14 protein-coding genes are annotated in these 21,115 nt (G+C 46.2%); 3 read left to right on the top strand and 11 right to left on the bottom strand.

The features are described 5' to 3' along the window. Positions 1 to 205 precede the first annotated feature (205 nt). From KUA49_RS02385 to KUA49_RS02340, 10 genes are all read right to left on the bottom strand, one after another. A complete protein-coding gene (locus KUA49_RS02385) occupies positions 206 to 2,041 on the bottom strand; it encodes a VapE domain-containing protein (protein ID WP_218411997.1) in 1,836 nt (611 codons plus the stop codon). A gap of 131 nt (positions 2,042 to 2,172) precedes the next feature. Beyond that, positions 2,173 to 2,625: a DUF6078 family protein gene (locus tag KUA49_RS02380; protein ID WP_218411996.1), complete on the bottom strand. Its 453-nt coding sequence runs from the start codon at positions 2,623 to 2,625 to the stop codon at positions 2,173 to 2,175. Between the two features lie 488 nt (positions 2,626 to 3,113). Then, on the bottom strand, positions 3,114 to 4,130 hold the full coding sequence (locus KUA49_RS02375; protein ID WP_218411995.1) for a hypothetical protein: 1,017 nt from the start codon (positions 4,128 to 4,130) through the stop codon (positions 3,114 to 3,116). 12 nt (positions 4,131 to 4,142) lie between these two features. Next, positions 4,143 to 5,492 (bottom strand): hypothetical protein, encoded by a 1,350-nt coding sequence (locus tag KUA49_RS02370; protein WP_218411994.1) that lies wholly within the window; start codon positions 5,490 to 5,492, stop codon positions 4,143 to 4,145. Between the two features lie 34 nt (positions 5,493 to 5,526). Continuing rightward, on the bottom strand, positions 5,527 to 7,290 hold the full coding sequence (locus KUA49_RS02365) for an outer membrane beta-barrel protein (RefSeq protein WP_218411993.1): 1,764 nt from the start codon (positions 7,288 to 7,290) through the stop codon (positions 5,527 to 5,529). A gap of 68 nt (positions 7,291 to 7,358) precedes the next feature. Then, positions 7,359 to 9,212 (bottom strand): LPP20 family lipoprotein, encoded by a 1,854-nt coding sequence (locus KUA49_RS02360; RefSeq protein ID WP_218411992.1) that lies wholly within the window; start codon positions 9,210 to 9,212, stop codon positions 7,359 to 7,361. Between the two features lie 798 nt (positions 9,213 to 10,010). After that, the gene (locus KUA49_RS02355) at positions 10,011 to 10,859 is read right to left on the bottom strand and encodes a DUF4249 family protein (RefSeq protein WP_218411991.1); all 849 of its coding nucleotides are present in this window, start codon (positions 10,857 to 10,859) and stop codon (positions 10,011 to 10,013) included. An 11-nt stretch (positions 10,860 to 10,870) separates the two neighbouring features. Next, positions 10,871 to 12,877 (bottom strand): TonB-dependent receptor plug domain-containing protein, encoded by a 2,007-nt coding sequence (locus KUA49_RS02350; protein ID WP_218411990.1) that lies wholly within the window; start codon positions 12,875 to 12,877, stop codon positions 10,871 to 10,873. Between the two features lie 101 nt (positions 12,878 to 12,978). Further along, positions 12,979 to 14,229 (bottom strand): hypothetical protein, encoded by a 1,251-nt coding sequence (locus tag KUA49_RS02345; RefSeq protein ID WP_318331662.1) that lies wholly within the window; start codon positions 14,227 to 14,229, stop codon positions 12,979 to 12,981. Positions 14,230 to 14,392: 163 nt separating this feature from the next. Next, a complete protein-coding gene (locus tag KUA49_RS02340; protein ID WP_218411988.1) occupies positions 14,393 to 15,289 on the bottom strand; it encodes a DMT family transporter in 897 nt (298 codons plus the stop codon). A 90-nt stretch (positions 15,290 to 15,379) separates the two neighbouring features. Between KUA49_RS02340 and KUA49_RS02335 the strand changes: the two genes are divergently transcribed. Further along, complete coding sequence (locus KUA49_RS02335) at positions 15,380 to 17,146, top strand: RluA family pseudouridine synthase (protein ID WP_218411987.1); 1,767 nt, start codon at positions 15,380 to 15,382, stop codon at positions 17,144 to 17,146. 101 nt (positions 17,147 to 17,247) lie between these two features. Here KUA49_RS02335 and KUA49_RS02330 read toward each other — a convergent pair whose 3' ends face one another. Further along, positions 17,248 to 18,906, bottom strand: a complete 1,659-nt coding sequence (locus tag KUA49_RS02330) for a putative transporter (protein ID WP_218411986.1) — start codon at positions 18,904 to 18,906, stop codon at positions 17,248 to 17,250. A gap of 199 nt (positions 18,907 to 19,105) precedes the next feature. On the opposite strand from KUA49_RS02330, the gene KUA49_RS02325 reads away from it, so the two are divergent. Both KUA49_RS02325 and KUA49_RS02320 read left to right on the top strand, forming a co-directional pair. Then, positions 19,106 to 19,975, top strand: coding sequence for a PfkB family carbohydrate kinase (locus KUA49_RS02325; protein ID WP_218412014.1), 870 nt, complete (start codon positions 19,106 to 19,108; stop codon positions 19,973 to 19,975). 210 nt (positions 19,976 to 20,185) lie between these two features. Continuing rightward, a complete protein-coding gene (locus KUA49_RS02320; RefSeq protein ID WP_218411985.1) occupies positions 20,186 to 21,097 on the top strand; it encodes a fimbrillin family protein in 912 nt (303 codons plus the stop codon). The last annotated feature ends 18 nt before the right edge of the window (positions 21,098 to 21,115 follow it).

Raw genomic sequence — 21,115 nt, 5'->3', positions numbered from 1 at the left:
GTAACGAAGTATTTCGTTTATAATTGGATAAGAACATCTGCCCCCGCATACGTAGAACAAAGTTTTCAACCCATCTATCACCCATCACGATTTATAGTTGAAATCCATATTAACTTACTCATATACAGATACTTTAATAGCGTGACTAATACTCCCGAAAACGGAAATATCCATCACGCTATCACTCACGATTTGGCTCTATCCCTCACGATTTTCGCACCACCAGGTATCGCATGCCGTCATTAAAACGCTTGCGATGGATGGATGGCATCTGCGAAAGCTTGCGACCGAAGCTGATGAGATTGCTCAACTTCACCGAAGATCCGATATGACTCTTCAACTCCTGGAATATCTCGGCTGCCGTAAGATACTCGCCCAGTTTGACATCATCGGTCAGGTCGAAATAGAGATTGAAATACTGGTCTACCGGAGAAATCACCTCAAACTTTCTGTTGCTCGCCATAATCAGCTTGGTCTGCTCCGCATCAAAATAGGTCTTCTCGCCAGCCTGCAATGCCGCCAATGCCTGCGCATAGAGTTGTTCATAATTCGGAAGCTGACTCACATCGATAGGACCCGTCAGTTCCACACCCAGGAATCTGCGATTGCCGGATGGGTCGGAGAGGATATCCTCCATGTTGCTAGTGGCGATGAAGGATGCCATTCTCGGAAACTCCTGCACATGACTGCCATACGGCGGCTTCATCTTCACACTCGGCAACTGGATGATGTTTTTCAGAAATCCCTGCTGCACCTGAGGAGATATCTGATTGAACTCATCCAGGTTGAGAAGCAGCGCCTGGCACATCGCCTGAAGCACCTGCCTTTTTTCTGACAACACAAGGTTATCATTATACCCCCACTGCAACTCGGGCGGAACCAGAGATCTGCAGAAAGTACTCTTGTTGTAACCCTGCTTGGAGATGAGAAGCGGCGCCACGGAATTGCCATATTTGCGATGACTATAGGAACGCCACTGGTTAACCATCGCCAGGAACCAGGTGTAGAACCAATCCTCCCAATAAGGATTATCGGTAGGCACCGTATGCGCCAGGGCACGGATATAATCCTTGCCATCCCACTTGCCTGCGCACTTGAAAAGGAAGTCTTCCACAGGATTATAGGTAGAGAGAAGGTCTGACTCCAGATAATTGCGTACATCCTTGATACTCACACGAATATTGGCAAGTTGCACCTCCAGCGTCATGCGCTTCTGCACACGGGCATCCACCGGTTGATATCCCCAATAATCCTTATCTTTCGGTCGATATTCTGTGAATTTCATCACCGAATTATATCGGAAATCATACTTTTTGCACAGAAATCCAATCATACGCATAATATTATCACTCAACTCCTTACCATCTTTATCCACATCCTCTTCCGAGTTATCCACAATGGCATCTTTCAAGTTATCCACAGGTTTTTCAACGGTGTGGATAACCTCATTCAGCACCAAAGGCAACGCATCCTCGCGATAATAGGGCGAAGCATCTTGGGTGAACAGGAAATCAGAGTAGATGGAAGGCTCGGGCATCTGCATCGTTGCCTTTACCAGAATCTGATAAAGCGGAGCGAAAGTCTGGAATGCCTGCTTATAAATTCTGTCAGCCTCCACCTCATTATCTGGCAGACTTCCCTTAGCCAAAGCATATTTCACCAAGACATTCAGACTGATGCCGTCGGCTCCCATAAAGGCTGCGAGGGTGGAAGGCAGACTAGCCACTTTCTGCTTGACGGCATCCACGCCTCCATCTTCCTCTATATTAACAAACGTAAGCAGCAGAACACCGTTATTCTGCTTCATCTTCAGGAGTCCGTTTTCCGATTTCTGAAATTCGGCAGCAGGGTGAACATGCATCCAGCTTGCCATGTTCTTGTACCCGTCATAGCCATTGGTGAGCCAAGGCACATATTCACGGAAGTTGGCTACGGTATTCTTGGCATCATCGTTCACGATGCGCTCCAGGAATCGTTCCAGACTCTTGGTGCTGACCAGGAGCTGGTTCTTATTATTTCTATGTGTGATTGTAATTTTCATTGTCAATTATTTAAAGTTTATTCAAAAACTGTTTCAACTGTTTCTGACGTTGAAACACTTTGTGCCATGCCATGAAACCCTTCATGCCACTAGTTGACTCACTTTGTGCCAACGCGTGGAACAAAATCAGATTACTCGTAAGTGAATCCGATTTCTTCGGCATAATGGTCGTAGGTAGGTTCCCCATAACCATAGCTGGCAAAGAGGTTCTTCACCTGCTCCTGCTGCTCTGGCGTAAGATGCTTCTCGCCTCGGTGCACACGATAATAGGTGGTACGGTTGCCCACGATATCCATTACCCGGAACTTGATGGTCTGCACATCACTATGCTTCACCTGGTCGTAGAGGTGAGTGAAGCCCCATGTCGCCTTAAACTGGCGCACACGCATAAAGTTGGTGCAAGGTCCGTGGAGGTTTGCATCGGGATAAACTGCATTGCCGGAAGTAACATCGGCGGGCTTGAACTTTGCCGTAATGAATCGGATGCACTCAGCGGCGCGAGGACATTCGGCATTGAAACAGTACATCCAATGGTAGTCCACCAGACTGTTGATGAACTTTGGATCATTAAGATTTAACTTCATAAAAAAATAAATTGAAAGTTGATTAAAAGGTTTCGCAGTGGTAATTAGCCATTGTGGAATCTATGTTGACTACTCTCTGAAAAGGAACATAGGGTATCATCCGTGTGAGAGATGGCTCCGTATAACCTTTCAACTGCAAAGATACAAAATTTTAAAGCCGAATGCAAGCTTTTTCCCAAAAATTTTCGACCTTGTCCCGGCTTTCGTGCATTAAAGAACGTTTTCTGGAAGAGAGGAAGCCGGAAATCGTGAGGCATGAGGGCAAATCGTGACCGATAGCGTGATTGATATTGTAAATATTTCGTCTATCTATCACGCTAGACTAAAGAGATAATAACCTAATTATCAAATGGTTAATATTAAAAAAAGAGAAAACGTGAGGGATGTGATGGATAAAAAGAGAAAAAAAGATAAGTGATCAGTCAAATAAAAATGGGGTGCGTACCAGACGCACCCCATCCCATAAGACAATCCTAAAAAATCAATCTTTAATAGTGACCATAGGTAAAGAAGTAAGTAGAACTTCCATAAGTGATGTAATAATTTCCATCTGTACTCAAGAAAGGAAGAATATGTACCTTTGAGGCCAATATGTCTTCCTGGTCACAATAATAAATATCTCCCAAATCAACGGCATAGAAATGATCCACGATATATTTCTTATCAGTTTCAAAACTATCCTGAGAGTTATATTTGACCATAATCTTAGTCACTTTTCTTGAAGTCTTGTCATAGTCGAACTCAATGGCTGAAGCTGTAGGCTCGAAACTAGGCTTCTTATAAAGAATACCTGCAGAATTATTGGCTAAGTCAGCCTGTACATCCGGATTGCCATATTTCTCCAGCACATCATCAACACTTTCATATACTTCTGCCGCATGAACATCAACAAGTGATGTCACGGTTATCTTCATAGCCACCCGCTTGTCGCCATCCTTGGCCACCACGAAAGTAGAACCTATGCCACAAGCCGTAACGCATCCGCTTTCATCAACAGTAGCCACATTATTATTGAGCACCTGATACTCAGAAGGCGTAAATGATGATATTTGAGAGATATCCATCTGAGCCGTCTGACCGAAAGCCAACTCCCTGCTATCCACAACCTTATAAAAGACATCAATGCAGTTGAACTTCTTGCTGCATAATTTCAGCGTACAGTCATCAACATCTGTCAACAGATAATCCACACTGCTTACTTCTTCGCTTTTCAGAGAACGAACCTGCATTCTGATCATATTGGAAGCCTTATAATAGGAGAAGAAGCCATACTGAGAATCATAGACATTCATATTGGAATAAATATCCGTGAAGATGGTAGCTCGATAGGAATTTCCTCTGTCCACCAACTGCATATCTATTGCAGAAGTCCCGTTCTCCCCGTCATAGCAAAGCCATTCTCCATCAAAATCGCTACAGGTAAAAGTTTTCCTGATGACATCATCATCCGAATCACATGCCACGCAACAGATGGCCAAGAACAAAAAATATATTATTTTCTTCATATCGTTCACATTTTAATATCTCACATATTTCACCTGAGTATGTCCATTCTTATCGGTGCCCACCGTTACGAAAATAACCTTACTCATGTTCCACCAATCCTCTCGTTCGCAATAGCCCATGTCTTCCACGAAAACCGGATAGCTAGCCTTCACGAGATCCAATACTTCCTGTTGTGTTACACCCTCCTTGCAGGTAAAGGCCACAATTTGTGGAGTCAACGTTTCTGTATCATATAACACTTGCGCTTTTTCATACATATCACCATCGTAAAGACGGACACTAATGAGTCCATCGTCCTCTTCTGTCAACTCATAGCCCAACAGCTTGGCAATTTCGTCAGCCGTAGACGAGACGCAACCATCATATTTCTCGAAATCACTCTCGATTTTCTCATAACCAACAGTAGAAGTCTTGACATCTGTATAAGCATAATAATTGCATTTGTCACCATGGACAACAAAGGCATTAAAGCCTTCATCCTCAACACCAACCCGTTCATATTTATTCTCAAACGACTGGGTAATCTTGCTCAGATCGATATCCGTCCAATATTGGGCAGTAACCTTCTTTACCTTGTCGTTCTTATCGAAAACGAACATAACGGCATTGATATCCACATAACCAGGATAATACAGCCAGCCATTCAAAGCAGGCAGCTCCAAGTAATTCTTGCCATACTTCTTTGCGATTTCACGCTTGCTCAATGTCAAATCATCTCCATACTCATCGGTGGCATACTTTCTGTCGGAAACGATAATCTTGATGGTAACAGCTCCCACATCTGCACGAGCCGTGATATAGGTAGTACCACGCTTCAAGGCAGAAATTTCTCCCGTTTCAGAAGCCAAGGCAATCCTTGAATCAGAAGAGACATAAGAAGTTGCCGAAAAATCAGGATCTTCGTAAACAAAATTAGTTACATCACCCACATTGAGATAATAGGTATCTACGATTCGGCTATAGGTTTCTACCGCACCATAAGCCTCATTTTCCACCGTGCAAGTATATTTATCCAGATAATCTACCCTAAGCTTCTCAGTGGAACTAGAGCCCATAGACCAATTATACAAACACGACAGCACCTTTCCATCATAGGTATAGGTACTTGTATCTGCTTCCTTCAGATTAATTTCTTCCTTTACGGAGCTGGTAACAGTACAATAGGCGAAAGTACCATCTCCATTGAATGTCATCTCATTCCACATCGCCTTATCCGAGGAGCTCCAGTCTAGGAACCAGCCTCCCAGGATGCCGCTACGCGATGCAGACTCCGCCTCATCATCGTCGCTGCATGATGTACAAACCATCAATGGCAGCAGCAGGAGCGGAAGTAGCCATAATCGATTTATCAGTCGTTTCATAAGCATATTTCTTATTAATGATAGATTTATAAAATTAATATCTCAGAACGTAGCCCAGCTTCACCTCGATGGAATTGATGCGCTGCTTGTAACCGCTCATATTGTTATCACCTGTCAAGCCATTGAACATAGGAAGACGGGTACTCTCCCAATATTCCTTGTTTGCCATGTTAGACAACATCAGATTATAATTAACACCCAACTGGAAGCCCTTCAACTCATAGGCTACACCAAACTTCAAGCCATAGTTGAAACGATTGTATGGAGACTTGTCAAAAACATGTTCCACCTCGTTATTGGCACCTAAGCTTCCGCCGCTTTGAACCGTCTTCTTCAATGTCATGGTCTTGCTATACAAATCAAGGCTTGAATTAAACTGCTCGTTGTTGTTGAAAGTACCAACAGGCGAATCCATCAGCACATCCTGTCCGATACGGGTATATACATTACCATAAGTATTGGTAGAGCCAGATACCTTCAAGTTGGCCTTCAAGCCATAGCTCACGAATGGACCGGCATTGAGATGCAAGCTTCCCGTCTTGGTCAGCACGAAACGGTAAGACAGCAAGAGAGGCACCTCAAGCGTATGCATCGTATAATCCTCCTCCACATCAAAGTCGTTGTTGCCGATATAAACAGCCGACTGGGTGGCACGGCAAGTATAATCCTTCAGCGAATTATTCACTGCATTCTTATATTTATAATAGGTGTAGTTCACACCCGACATCAGGTAGAAGTTCTTATAAAGACGAATATCTGCCAGGAGTCCTACCGTGAAGCCCTGCTCCGACTTATAGTTGGCATTCTCACGAGAATCAGCAAAAGAATAGTTCAACGGACTACCCACGAAGCTGCCACCTGCAGAAGTAGACACCGTAGGCATCAGATAACCCGCAGAAACGCCAAAGGAAACTGCACGACCACCCAAACGGCGATTGTAGAAAAGACTATCGGCAAACGAAGTCAAGGTACAGGTATAATTGGTAGTCTCTGCCTTGCGCACGGTGATAAGCGTATCCTTGGCATAATACTTGTTCTTCTCCAGTCTCACCTGATATTTACCAGGTTCCATCTTCTCACTCTGGTAAGGAGACTTACCCACATTCTTTCCATTGAGGAAGACATCAAATCCTTCTACAGGAAGAGTATAGAGAGTGAACTGTCCGAAGAGAGGCTTCAGCTTGGCATCAACACGCACGATATCGTTGGTAACCTCAAAATCTCCCTCCTGAGGAGCATACTTGTCTGCCTCAACCTTGTAAGTATGCTTACCCTTGCTCATCATAGCAGCAAACACACCATTCTCTGATTTCACCTCAACGCCGTCAACAAAGACAGAAGCATCATCAGGATTATGGCTCAAAACAAACATCTGGGTGTTGGTGCTGCTTCCTGCAGCAGTCTCTGCTGCAGTATAGCTCTTCAGGCGCAATTCATAAACCACACCTTCGTCAATATTTCCCTCATACTGATACACTACAGGGAAATAACCCTCATGAGCGAAAGACAGACTTCTGGCGCCATAAGGCACATAAATCCACACCTCGCCATTGTGCTGCTCCGTCTTTACTATGCCCAAGGCATCAGCACGAAACTCGATGTCCTTCAAATTGGTTATCACACGAATCAGCGCACAAAGCTTACCCTCATCATTATCTCTCACAGGTTTAGTGATACGCGCCGTCAAGTCGTTATCCAAACGGGTGAACTTGCTCACATCCATCGTTGATTGAGCCTTAGAAAAAGCGGTGATGAAGAGAGCCATCACCAACAACAAAATTAATCTACATGTTTTCATAAAAAAATCTATTTTATTATGTTGAAATTATCTGTCCTATTTTATATCAATATTCTTTCAATAGAGTTCTACAGCTGGAAATCCTGCATACCGATTCTTCCATCTCGTGCATTCGGATCCTTATCTGGCTGCCAGGTTCTTACGTGAATGATAGGCAATTTCGGATTCGCGAAATCTATCAGGAGGAAGAGATAACCCGTATCACCATAAGATGACGAGTAATAATCCTGCTTAATCTGGATGCCATAGATATTAGGATTAGATGCAGAACGGCGGATGATATTATCGGCAAAATGAATATTCACATACTCATTGCTGGCAAAACACGCCTTCAGGCTCTTCATATACTGCGCCTTGGTCTGGCGGGTATATTTCACATGCTTCAGATTGGTAGGTCCCACTTCCCTGTTACCGGAACTCTTCACGATAGAACCCGTGATAATCAGCGCATCATTAGAGAAAATGCTACTGATATAATCCAGACGTTTCAGGGCATACGCCGTCTTGTAGCTCTCCAGGAAGTTGACCATAACCTTTCTGGCCTCATCGCTCCAGGATCCTCTCTGCATGATGTCAACCACAGCAGCCTTGTTGAGTCCGAAGGCCAACTCATCAACCTTTCCATCATGGGTAAGATGAAAAACCACATCCTCCACGAAAGTACGGCGATTACCTTGGAAAGAGAAACTCATCGGGAAACTGCGACAGATTACTTCCTCACCATTTTTCTGGAAAGTAAGCTGAGGAGCTCTCAGAAGCTTGGCCTTTCCATAGTTGATGAGTTTGGTAAACATCGCATAGCCATCGGCTGTAAAACAATCCTTTACTCCAGCATAGTTCTTCTCTCTGATGGCAACCTCTATCTTCTGCATCGTGGCAAGATAAGGAGACACCTCGCCATCTCCCAGTGTAGAAGGAATTGAATTCAATGCGGCCGTAGATGGAGCCAAAACAGCCTGATACTGATTGTTGTTAGCCATCACAGGCTTGATGCTCTTGTCTTTTTCCAACTTCAGATGTGCCGTACGGAAAGGAACAGCCGAAGTATTGTCGAGTACCTCACACAACTCTCTGTCGTAGTTAGCTTCATCCTCACAGATATACTCTGCCTGCACATCCAGCTTGTTAAGATTCAACGATTTAGGTATCGTTATATCGCCCATGCCATCCTTGGCAGAACAGACATCAGATCTGCCCTGTCCATTATAATATGTATAATTAAAATTGGTAGCCGGCTTACCTTTATAAAGCACATTGATAACCATGGTTCGCTCGTCACCGTCATCTTCCATTGATTCAGTCGAAATAGAGATATTATTAAGAATATCATTTACATTCTTTGAAATCAGAGGCATCAGCAGCTGCTCACCACTGAACCCCAGACGAATCTTCAGTTCGCTTCCATCAGGCAAACTGCGCAGCAATGCCAAGGCAGCATAATAACTGGTCAGGGCATCAGCCACCTTGCCGTCTTTCTCATATTTCTCGGCATTAGATGCATATTCCATCACTTTCATCTTACGCTGCTCGAACAGTTTATCAAGTTCCGACTTCTTGATATACCTGAGAACGGTGGCATTAGGCTCATCTTCGATGACCAACTCTGTGGTGTTGCGCAAAGTGGTATGCGAATAGGTCTTGATAATGTTATCCACCTTGGTATTGGTCTTGACATTCTGCCCCTGGCTCTCATTGGTCATGAGATAAGTGAAATTAGACTCAACGGTAGTTGAAATCTGGCCAGCCAAAGCAGCCAAAGCGCTATTACTCGCCTGCTTCAGATTGGAACCATGTCCCAAACCACAGATATAACTATCATCTGCCTGAATGGCCTGCGCCCGTTTCAGATTCTCCTTATTCGCTTGAGCAACGGCCCAAAAGGGAACCAGCAACATTAAGAGTAACACTACATTTTTCTTCATAATTTGCATATCTTTATTTCTACTTAATTAACTAAATAAGTGCAAAGATATTAAAAAAATATGAAATGCGCAACGGGCATTTTGGTGATTTGCGCCCATTTGGTCACCCCAAGTGTTCATTGCGCTAAAAATAATGTTCAAACGGCTTCATTTTGTTTGAGCAAGGAAAAACATGGCGTTATCCTAGGAAATGTGTATTTTTGCACCATCTGAAACCTAGGAAACGTGTAAAATACAGGATTACGAAACCTAGGAAACGTGTAAAATACGGCATATTAAAAGCTAGGAAACGTGTAATAAAAAGAATATCAGTCTGTTACAAAACGAAAATCTCAGTCAATTATTAAAATGAAAAAATGTCATGAATACACAACCATAGCGATTTGCCAGATTTCCTATTTCCGTTTTTGCTGTTCCCGTATTATCCTGAACGCCAAATCGGCAAACTTTTTCATGGCCGCCTGAACCTGTCCTCGTCCGAAAGCCCAGAAAATGAGGGCGGCAGAGGCTGGTGCAGCATGTGTTCCTACATACTTGTACTTCCCTGAAGGACACTAACTTTTAGCAAAATAAGGCATTCTGAACACCCCAAAACTTGTAAAATAAGGCATTCTGAGTTTTTTAGTAGTAAATTGGTAGCGAATAAAAAATGCTATTTGAAAGAATATTGGAGTAAAGATTTTCTTGGATAAAGAAAACGACGAAACGCATTATCTGCATTTCGTCGCTTCCTTTTTATAAGTCTATCAGATTCCTGAAGAATCTAAAACATTAAAAATCACCAGGTCCTTTTCCCCTTCATTCCCCCACCATAATCCTCACTTCATAAAAGCTGGAGCCGTAGCCTTGCCAATAGCCCAGGGCACCATGCACATTCGACTCCAGATTGGTATTCACTGGCATCAGGGGAATTCTGGATAATGCCAGCATATCCTCGAAACTGCGCCAGAAGGCATACCCCTCATCGGTTAAGGTGGATAACTTTACCCTTACAACCTCATCCTTCTTGAAAAAGGGGGTGAAATTCTTCTGCAGATTATCCCTGCCACGCTTCACGGACAACTTGCCATCCTCTCCTATCATCCCATCATCAAAAAGCCCCAACTCTGCTGACGACATTTCCCTTTGCTTACCAACCACCTGCGTAAAAAGCTTGCACTTTCCACGATAAGAAGTATAAGCATAAAGCTGGAAAAGACTGTCCACATCCGTAGGCTCTACACGAAATGAATCTATCTTTGCCGACACAGGTATGCGGGTTCTGGCTTCAGCCACCTTGCCATCCGAAGCCTCAACCCGCAAGCTGTACTCCCTGCCCTCCTCGCCACGCATATCATAAGTGGTATATATAAAAGGTGGAAAATACTTTTTATCATATCGCCCCGCCAATACCTCTGTTCTCTCGCCATCAGAAATGGTGACCTTTGCCCAACGGTCCATATAACGGGAAAGACTATCCAGCGACAACGCATCATCACTCAACGGTATCGTGCGGGTCAACTTTACCACTGGGAAGCCACCTGCATCTATCCACCCCTCAACCACCAGTTGCGACTGGCTGGAAGTGGAAACATCCTGACTGCATCCTCCCAACAGAAAAGATAAAGACAAGACTATCATGACGATGTAACTGCGACTGATTTTCATAACCGAATTGATTAAAATTTATAATAATAATTGATGGATGGCATAATGGGCATCAGGAACTTGAAAGAACCATATCTCACGTGATTATCATACACCTTGATACGGTAGAACAAATCGTTTCCATGCAGGGTTGCATTGTAGAGAGAGAAATTAATGCCACTGCGACGGGTTCCCCTGGCAACGAAATCATAACTCAACGACAAATCGAGTCGCATATAAGGACTAACCCTGTTTCCATTGTGAGATCCATACTCCGTAACGATATTACCCGACATCAGATAGGCGTAATTCACTTTTGTATAAGGAGTTCCGGATGCCAGAACATAGGTTGCCCCTAAATTGAGACGGCGGTTAATGCGATAAATAGCCACGGCATTCAATTCGTAAATACGTTCATGTCCGGCAGGATACCATCCCTGATATTGTGCGCCATCAAACTTTCGCATGGCTCTTCCCAGGGAAGCGCTCAACCATCCCGTGAGTTTTCCCCTTCTCCTTTCAAGAAGAAGATTCAAGCCATAGTTGTAGCCCTTGCCATGCAACAGGGATCCATCAAAGGAATAAGAAGAGAAGAGTATGTCAAACATGTTGCTGCTATTCTCCATCTGGTGCTTCAGCCATTTATAGTAAGTTTCAACACTCAACCGATATTCCCTCTCGGCAAACCAGAACTCTCCCTGCAGGGCTACGTGATAGGCATACTGCGGACGATGGTCCGCATCGGCAGCAAACCAGAATTCCGTAGGAAGTCCTGCTGAAGAAAAACCTGTCTGGAAAAGATATTGGTTCCGGATACCCAGATTGAGATTCAGCTTTGCCGATGGCGACAGATTGTAATCAAACTTAAGATGAGGCATCACCCGATAGTAGGATTTCTGACAATGATACCCCGAAGCCCTTGTTCCCAGTTCCATCAGGAGCTTTTCACCCAAAGGTTGGCAATACTGCAGATAAGCACTGGTTTCCATCGCCTTCTGGCGCTGTGTATCAGACTGATAATTAGCCAGATTACCCGATATTCCGACATTTTGCGGCAACAATTGATGGCGAATCACTTCAGCACCCATCTTCCATCTTCCCCAGGAAAGATTTCCCTTATATCCAAAATCGAAGATATAGGAACGCATTCCTACCTGGAAGGAATATTCATCGATGTTCAGGCGATTGGCATAGCGGGAATAATATACCGTCTGCTCCATCGTCCAATCACTCTTTCCTTCATCCGAAGTTTCCTTCGAACGCGAATACCAATGGAGTGCTGCCATCGTATTATCCCATTTCAGTTTGCCCAGCAAGCCATGACTTGCCTGCCCCAATTTCATGTTATCAAATCCCCAGTAGCCCTCCAGTTTCAACACATTGGCATCATCAATCTGGGTGATATAAGAGAGATTATAATCGGAGAAATCATACTTCACTTCATCGCCATCTACCTCAAGCCACTTGGAATAGAGCAGATTGAGATAGGCGGCACGAGCTGAAAGCAAAAGCAGGGAGCGTCTGCCAAGAGGCAAGCGAAGAGTACCCTGCGAAGACATCGGACCTACCGACAGTTCACCATGTGCACCACCCGCCGAAAGACTATCTTCTGCCCCAAGCCAAGTAGGGGTCAACATATCCACGCTACCCCCAAGCCTATTGGGAAAAGAAGCGGAAGCAGGAGATTTCAGCAGACTCATCTCGTTGAAATGTCCGGCATTGAAGATGGAGAAGAAACCCAGCAGATGTGCCGCATTATAAATAGGTACACCGCCGAGGGAAACAGAATTATGGGAATTATCGCATCCCTGGATATGCAGACCGGCATCATATTCAGAATTGGTCTGTACCCCAGGCAAGAGTTGGGCATAATGCATAGGGTCGGCATTGCCCAGAATATGAGGCATATCATCCATGAGCTGCATGTTGATGATGCTGGCACCCTCTATCTCCCTCAACTGAGAGCGAAGGCGCTTGCCCCGAATCTCCACATCCTGAAGTCCATAATGATTGAGCGTGTCGGTCAATTCAGCCGACACGCCCTTAAATATGCAGAATGCTACATAAATAAATATGCAGAAAACTCTTTTCACTATCAAATAATTCCCTGATAATTCAACAATAGAAATAATGAATTCTCTTAATTATACATTCTGATGAAATCGTCCACGATGCTCTGCACCTTATCCACGACACTCTTGAATGACTTCTCGTTGAAGTAATCGTAGTAAGAATACTTGGAACCGTCAGAGAATTCCAACCATGGCTCAGCATACCAATAGTGGTAGTTGCCATAGCCATCGTCTACAGGTGCGAGATAAACCTTAGAGCTGCTCTTTGAGCTGTTGTTGAGGTATAACTTGGCATCAATCAGCTTGTTGGCATTCTCAAGATACTGCTTAAACTGCGCCTCGTTTTCATCATTACTGCCCGCCTTGTCAAGGTTTTGAATCAGCAGATCAACATCCGAAAGCGTAGCAATCACCTTAGCCTTACCCAAGATGTCAACCGACACAGAAACCTTGCCGTAAGATCCCTGCAAATCATTGCCGATAGAACCCGTAGCACTGGCAGCAACCGTAATCAGCGTTTCGTTACCCTTAGAGACAGTTGCCTTAGCCTCAGCCGACTTTCCTGCCTTGAAAGCCACCTTGTTAACCACTACCTTATAAGCACCAACCTGAGCTGTGGAAGTAATCTCTACTTCATCCTTGGTCAGGTCAATCTCACCACTGGTCTTCACCTGGGTTTCAACCGTGGTCATGGCTCTTACCTCGCCATTTCTAGTTAGAGTAAGTTCCATCTTCTTAGGCAAGAAAAGGCGATATTCGTCTTTATACTCCTGCCACTTGTAGCCATCCCAATAGCCATCCTCTTCGTCGAAGCAATCGTGATGAATTTTCGTACCCTCTTTGCTGGCCTTCAAGGTAAGCACGCATTTGTTGCCCTGCTTGTCGTTGAAGATGAAAGAAAGATGATCGCCACCCTTCTGAGTCTGTTTCCACACTCCGTTCTGAAGCGTAAACTCACCTACGAAGTTAGATGCAATGATCAGGTATTTGGTACCATAGTCGCTGCTTGAAACCACAGAAGCATCTCTACATGCCTCGAACCAACGAGACACGGCATCGTCTTCTTCGAACTCAACGCCATCAATCATGTTCTTGAACTCCTGCAAATCACTCACGTTCATCTTGCCCAACAATTCCTGGGCTGTAGCTTCCAGACTCTGCTTGGCTTGTGCGGCGGTCATATCTGCCGTTCCGCTGCCACCGCCAGGATTATCACTTCCTCCGCCAGGGTTCTCTGTGCCACCACCCGGATTCTCTGTACCTGGGACATTAGGATCATCACTGCTACTGCAAGACACCATGGAAAAGGTCATTGCCATAGCCAAAAAAGATACCAATAAGAAATTATTCTTTTTCATACCAGTTAGTTCCATGCTTGTCTATCCTCAAGAACAAGCGGTTAAATGAACATAGGTGGTGAGGACATCATTCCACCTCTTTACAATTCTCCTTTATTATTTTATTTTTTCTTTATTCTTTTCTTCACGATTCTTCCCTGGTTTTCTTGTCTGCCACATACATGCCCAGCAGGATGCAGGTGGCGCCCACCAGGAAATAGGGGGTGATTTTCTCGTCGAGCACCCACGACGCAAATATCATGGTGGTGATAGGGTTGAAATACACCCAGTTGGTAGCCTTCACCGTTCCCAGTTTCGAGATGCACCAGTTCCAGGTGAGGAAGCAGATCATGGAGGCGAGACAGCCCAGAAAGAGCAGGTTGCCGAAGACCTGCGGACGGATGAAGACCTCTATCGGCGGGAATCCCGGAATGAAGAGATAATAGGGCAGAATGGTCAGCACACCATAGAAGAACACCTTCCGGGTGATGAATGCCGCCCCATAATGATTGCTCACCGACTTCATCAGCAGCGAATAAATCGCCCAGCACATGCAAGCCGTAAACGCCAGGGCATCGCCCACCGGAGAGAGATGGAGCACGAATCTGCCGTTCAGCACCACGATGATCATTCCCACAAAAGCCAGCAGCGAACCGAGCAGCTGCACGATGTGGATGCGGGAGGAATCCTTATAGACCATACGCACCAGCAGGGTGGCGAAGAGCGGACAGGAGCACACAATGAGCGAAGTATTCGTGGTGGTGGTGAAGTTCATCGCCTCGTTCTCGCTGTAGAAATAGAGCGAACCGCCCGTAATACCCAGCAGTGCCATCTTGGCCTCATCCTTCCACGAGTCGGCAAGGAAGCGGCGATGGTTGAAGCAGAGCATCAGCACGTAGGCGATGGAAAAGCGCAAGGTGAAGATCTGGGCTGGCGAAAGCCCATTGAGCATCAACACCTTGGTAGCGACAAAGGTGGTACCCCAAATCGCCACCGTGAGGAAGGCGACGAGGTGATAGAATATATTGCTATTTCTTGTCATTCATTACTAATTTTTCGTTTTATTATGCAAAAGTAAGATTTTTCCGTGGATAAACCAAGACTTCTGCACTTTTTTTTGTAACTTTGCAGTATGATTTTGCATTCCATAGACCAAGCCCTGTTATCAGGCATCGACATTCCCGAGCGCATGAACAATCCGCTCGATTATCAGCCTCATCCTCTTTGCATCGCCGTATGCAAGGAGCTGCAAACCTATCTATCTGAGCGTGAAGACTGGCGAGAGGAGATAGATAAAGGAAAAATGTTTGGCGTACTCATCGTTGAGAATGCCAAACCGGAACCTGGTGCCTCAGAAATAGGCTATCTTGCAGCCTATAGCGGACAGATAGGCGGAAGAAGCGACTGGGATGACTTTGTGCCAGCCGTATTCGACTATCTGCAGCCCGACGGATATTTCAAGACCCATGAGGCTGAAATATCCGATATCAACCAGAGAATCAAGCAATTGGAGGGCAATGAGCATATAAAGGAAGCCAAGAGCCTCATCCTGCAACTGCAGGAAGAGCGGAAGCAGACCATCGCTGCCTATCAGGAAAAGATGAAGGAGGCGAAGGCAAAGCGTGATGCCCGGAGAAAGACAGGAAATCTTACCCCGGAGGAAGAGGCTGAGATGGTGAAGGAAAGCCAGTTTATGAAGGCTGAACTGCGCCGACTCAAGAAATCGCTTTCCGAAAAGACTACCCTGGAAACGGAATATGAAGTCTTTCAAGCGGATATTCTTCGCCTGAAGCAACTGCGCAAGACATTATCTGATGCCTTGCAGCAATGGTTGTTCTCGCAGTTCCGCATGCAGAATCATGAAGGCAAGATGAAGGACCTGCTGGAGATTTTCAGGGATGCAGCCCTCAGGGATTATCCGCAATCCACCATTGTAACGAACAGAATAGCTGCCCTGAAGATGGTGCCGCCAGCCGGAAGTGGCGAGTGCTGCGAACCGAAACTGCTGCAATATGCTTACCTGCATGGTTACAGGCCTTTGCAGATGGCGATGTTCTGGTGGGGCGAAAGTCCAAAGGAGGAGATTCGCCATCATCTGCAGTTCTATCCTGCCTGTAATGGCAAATGCAAGCCGATATTGCATTGGATGCTGCCGGATAGGGTATTTGATTCTAAAATTGCCGAAAAGCAGGCTTTGGAAATCTTATATGAAGACGACCAGTTGGCTGTCATCTACAAGCCTTCGGGATTGCTGTCTGTGCCGGGCAAGGATTCATCCCAGCCATCCGTCTATTCCATCATGCGGAAGAAATATCCAGCAGCAAGCAGTCCGCTGATAGTCCATCGTCTCGACATGGCGACGAGCGGTCTGATGATTATTGCCAAGACAGATTTCGCTTACCATCGTCTGCAGAAGGAGTTTCTTCACCATCGGGTTCAGAAGAAATACATTGCCATCATCGGATGCAAGGATCAGAAAGCCTGCGATAAAATCTGGGAAAAAGCAAAGAAAGAAGAATTGAAGGAAGAAGGAAAATCTTCTATTTCCGCAGAAAAGCAGAAGATTTCCCTTCCGTTGATGCCCGATTATCTGGATCGTCCCCGCCAGATTGTGAATCATGATCAGGGCAAGGAGGCGATTACGGAGTATGAGGTTCTGGATCGCATCGATGCCACCCATCTCCGCCTGGCACTCTATCCCAAGACGGGCAGGACCCATCAGCTCCGTGTGCATTGTGCCCACCACGAAGGCTTGAATGCTCCCATCCTTGGCGACCCGCTCTATGGCAACGAGAAGGCAAGCCGCCTTCATCTCCATGCCGAGGAGATTACCTTCGAGCATCCTCTTACGGGGAAGGAAATCAACATCAAGCGAGAGGCTGATTTTATTTACCCTTAAGGCAAAAAATATTTTCCCTTAAGGGTAATAATATTTAGCCTTAAGGGAAAATTTTGTGCTATAAAAAAGTCTATTATATAAAGTCTACTATACAAAGTCTATTATACAAAGAACATGATAATAACCTGGGCGATGATGACTCGGATAAACATTCCCAGCGGATACACCGTGGCGTAGCTGATGCTAGGGGTGTCGCCATCCAGCGTCTCGTTGGCATAGGTGAGTGCCATCGGATTCGCCATGCTTCCACAGAGGATTCCGCAGATGCTTCCGAAATCATACTTCTTGGTCTTCAGGATGATGAAGCCCACGATGACCACAGGAACCACCGTGATGAGGAAACCGATGCCTACCCACATCAAACCCTCGGGACGAATCACCGTCTCGAAAAACTGTCCACCAGCCGACAAGCCCAAGCAGCCCAGATAGAGAGCAAGACCCAGTTCGCGCAGCATCAAACCCGCACTTCGCGTCATATAAGAGATAAACTGCACACGAGGACCAAGGGCACCAATGAGAATACCCATCACGATAGGACCGCCGGCAATGCCCAGACGCACAGGCGCCGTCATGCCCGGAATATGAAGCGGAATGGTTCCTACGGCAAGACCGAGGATGATTCCCAGGAAGATGGCACCCAGATTAGGCTCGTTGAGCGTCTTCACGGCATTACCCAGGAACTGCTCCACGTGGTCGATGCTCGTTGGGTCGCCCACCACGGTAAGGCGGTCGCCGTATTGCAGTCGGAGGTCGTCGGTGGCAAGCAGTCGGATATCACCACGCAGCACTCGGCTCACGTTCACACCATAGGTGTTGCGCATTTGGAGGCTTCCCAGTCGCTTTCCGTTGAGTCCCGGACGGGTCATCACGATGATTCGGCTTTCCAGTTTGGCATCGATGGCATTCCAGTCTACCTTATCATTATTCCACTCCTTATCCACCTTCTTTCCGAAGAGAATCTGCATGGCAGCTGCCTCATCCTTGTTGGTAACCACGAGCACATTGTCGTTGGTATGGAGCACGGTATCAGCTTCCGGCACGATGACCTGTTCGCCTCTCCATACTCTTGAGATGATGAACTTGCGATGGGTCATCATCGAGATTTCGGCGATGGTATTGCCATTGAGTGCCGGGTTCACGATGACGTACTGTCCGATGGCTGTATGGTCGTCTTCATCGGCACGTCGGATTTCCAGGTCAGCCGGCTTGACGAAGAGCTTGCGCAGGAACATCATCGCCAGGATGACGCCCACTACACCCAGCGGATAGGTGACGGCACAGCCAAGTGCCGCTCCGCCGCTAGGCAAGCCCAACTGCTGCAATGCCTGCTGGGCAGCACCCAGGGCTGGCGTATTGGTGGTGGCACCGCAGAGGATGCCCACCATATCAGGCAGACTTACGGGCAGCACCAGGCAGAGGAGGAGGGAAAACAGAGTTCCCACCACGATGACCGCCAGACTCCAGAGATTGAGCGCGATGCCTTCGTGGCGCATGGAGCCGAAGAAGTTAGGGCCCACATAGAGTCCCAGCACGTATACAAACATGGTAAGTCCGAAGCTCTCGGCAAACTCCAGCATGTCAGGGTCGATGGAGAGTCCGAGATGGCCCGCCACGATGCCCACGAAGAAGACGAAGGCGATGCCGAGGGAGATACCTTTTACATGGAGCTTGCCGAGGGCAAGTCCCAAAGTACAGATCAATGAAAGAATGACGATGCCTTGCACCGCCGAATGCACGTTGATTAAATTATCAAACCACATAGTGTTGTTTAAATTTCAATTCCCGAGATAATGTTCGTTTATTCTATTTCGGCTGCAAAGGTACATTAAAATAAGTATTCTACAAAAGAAAAATGTTCTTTTCTTCCCAATAATTCCAACAAAAGTAGAAATAAAAGAAGAGACGTTGCCCTGAGTCGAAGATTTTTTGTAACTTTGCAGGCGTTTTAAAATAAAAATGATGAAAGATATTTGTTGTATTGGACACGTAACGAAGGATAAGATTGTTACTCCCCACCGCACGGTTTACATGGCAGGCGGCACTTCTTTTTATTTTGCCTACGCCATCAACCAGTTGCCCAAGGACGTAAGTTTCTCGCTGGTTACGGCAATGGATCCTACAGAAACTGAACCGATAGAGAAGATGCGCCAGGCTGGCATCGAAGTCACCCTGAACCCATCCCGCAACACGGTGTTCTTCGAGAACATCTACGAGGAAGACCAGAACAAGCGCAAGCAGCGCGTGCTTGCCAAGGCAGACCCTTTTACCATCAGGCAGCTGGAGAAGGTGGAGGCGAAGGTTTACCACCTGGGCAGTTTGCTGAGCGATGATTTCTCGCCAGAGGTAGTGGAGTTCCTCTCACGCAGCGGCAGGGTTTCCATCGACGTGCAGGGTTATCTGCGCGAGGTGAGAGACGAGAAGGTTTATCCCATCGACTGGAAGGAGAAGCTGGAGGTGCTGAAGCACACCTATTATTTAAAGGTGAACGAAACGGAGATGGAGACCATCACGGGACTGAAGAATCCCCGGGAGGCAGCCAAGCTCATCCATTCGTGGGGCGTTACCGAGGTAATCATCACCCTGGGCAGCGAGGGTTCTCTGATTTATGTAGATGACACCTTCTATGAGATTCCCGCCTATCCTCCTCACGAGGTGGTGGATGCCACAGGATGCGGCGACACGTATTCGGCAGGTTATCTCTACAAGCGACTGCAGGGTGCCACCCCTACCGAAGCAGGCAAGTTTGCTGCAGCCATGTGCACCATCAAGCTGGAGCACAACGGTCCGTTCAACCGCAGCATCGAGGATATAGAGCAGATTATCAAATAAACATGTTATTTCAGAACCCCAAATAGGAATATAAAGCCTGTTTGGGGTTCTGTTTTGTTATATTTTCCGCTTATTTGTATCAAATTGAGGTTCATCATGAAAGAAAAATCAGAAATGAACCATTATGAACTTGTATAGTTTCCCATTTTTCATTATCTTTGCAAGCAAAAATCATAAACTAATAATTTAAACTACGAACAAATGAAAGCAATGAAGCAATTCGGAATCTTAGCATGTAGCCTACTCGCTCTTGCAGCATGCTCATCGGGAAGCAGCAGCGACCCAATTCCATCAACAGGTCAAGAGAGCAAGAAGTTGCCTATCCATATCAGCACCTCTGTTGATACACGGGTCATCAACAACTCCTTCGAGGAAGGAGACAACATCGGTTTGTTTGTAGTCAACTACAATACAGACGGTTCTGCAGCCACCCTCAAGGCAACAGGCAATCATGTGGACAACATGAAGTTTACCTATAACGGCACATGGACTCCAGCCTCTCCTATCTACTGGAAAGACAACACCACCCCTGCCGACTTCTATCTGTATTATCCATACACCGCCACTATCGGCGATGTAACTGCCCTGGTATGGAGCGTGAATGCAGACCAGAGCACAACCGAGAAATACAAGGCAGGCGATCTGCTGATAGGCAAGACCACCCATGTGGCTCCTACCGAGAATGCCGTGAAGATCGATGCGAAGCACGTGATGAGCCAGATGGCCATTTCCCTGAAGCCAGGCAATGGCTTTACAGAGGAATCGCTGGGCAAGGCAAAGATCAGCGTAAAGATTAACCAGCTGAAGACCCAGGCTACCGCCAATCTCGTAACTGGCGAATTGACTGCCAAGGGCGATGCTGCCGACCTTACTCCGCTGAAGGAAGAGGGCAACAACTATAAGGCTCTCATCATTCCGCAAGCTGCAGGCGAAGGCGTACTCATCACCGTGAACGTGGATGGCAGAAACTACCAACTGAAGAAGGCTGCCAACTTCACCGCCTTCGAAGCAGGAAAGAAGCATAAGTTTACCGTAACCCTGAGCAAGACCAGCAATGGTGTGAATGTGAACATCACCAAGTGGGAAGACGACGGAATCGACTACGGAGGCACAGCAGAATAAAAAGATTCACTCTTAAAC

This window comes from Segatella copri (assembly GCF_019249655.2).
Taxonomy (GTDB): Bacteria; Bacteroidota; Bacteroidia; order Bacteroidales; family Bacteroidaceae; genus Prevotella.
This window is presented reverse-complemented; position numbering and strand designations above follow the sequence as displayed.

Bases quoted from the DNA above. Each gene is read 5' to 3' on its own strand.
- KUA49_RS02385 (WP_218411997.1), bottom strand. From the start codon at position 2,041: ATGAAAATTACAATCACACATAGAAATAATAAGAACCAGCTCCTGGTC.
- KUA49_RS02380 (WP_218411996.1), bottom strand. From the start codon at position 2,625: ATGAAGTTAAATCTTAATGATCCAAAGTTCATCAACAGTCTGGTGGAC.
- KUA49_RS02375 (WP_218411995.1), bottom strand. From the start codon at position 4,130: ATGAAGAAAATAATATATTTTTTGTTCTTGGCCATCTGTTGCGTGGCA.
- KUA49_RS02370 (WP_218411994.1), bottom strand. From the start codon at position 5,492: ATGAAACGACTGATAAATCGATTATGGCTACTTCCGCTCCTGCTGCTG.
- KUA49_RS02365 (WP_218411993.1), bottom strand. From the start codon at position 7,290: ATGAAAACATGTAGATTAATTTTGTTGTTGGTGATGGCTCTCTTCATC.
- KUA49_RS02360 (WP_218411992.1), bottom strand. From the start codon at position 9,212: ATGAAGAAAAATGTAGTGTTACTCTTAATGTTGCTGGTTCCCTTTTGG.
- KUA49_RS02355 (WP_218411991.1), bottom strand. From the start codon at position 10,859: ATGAAAATCAGTCGCAGTTACATCGTCATGATAGTCTTGTCTTTATCT.
- KUA49_RS02345 (WP_318331662.1), bottom strand. From the start codon at position 14,229: ATGGCAATGACCTTTTCCATGGTGTCTTGCAGTAGCAGTGATGATCCT.
- KUA49_RS02340 (WP_218411988.1), bottom strand. From the start codon at position 15,289: ATGACAAGAAATAGCAATATATTCTATCACCTCGTCGCCTTCCTCACG.
- KUA49_RS02335 (WP_218411987.1), top strand. From the start codon at position 15,380: ATGATTTTGCATTCCATAGACCAAGCCCTGTTATCAGGCATCGACATT.
- KUA49_RS02330 (WP_218411986.1), bottom strand. From the start codon at position 18,906: ATGTGGTTTGATAATTTAATCAACGTGCATTCGGCGGTGCAAGGCATC.
- KUA49_RS02325 (WP_218412014.1), top strand. From the start codon at position 19,106: ATGAAAGATATTTGTTGTATTGGACACGTAACGAAGGATAAGATTGTT.
- KUA49_RS02320 (WP_218411985.1), top strand. From the start codon at position 20,186: ATGAAGCAATTCGGAATCTTAGCATGTAGCCTACTCGCTCTTGCAGCA.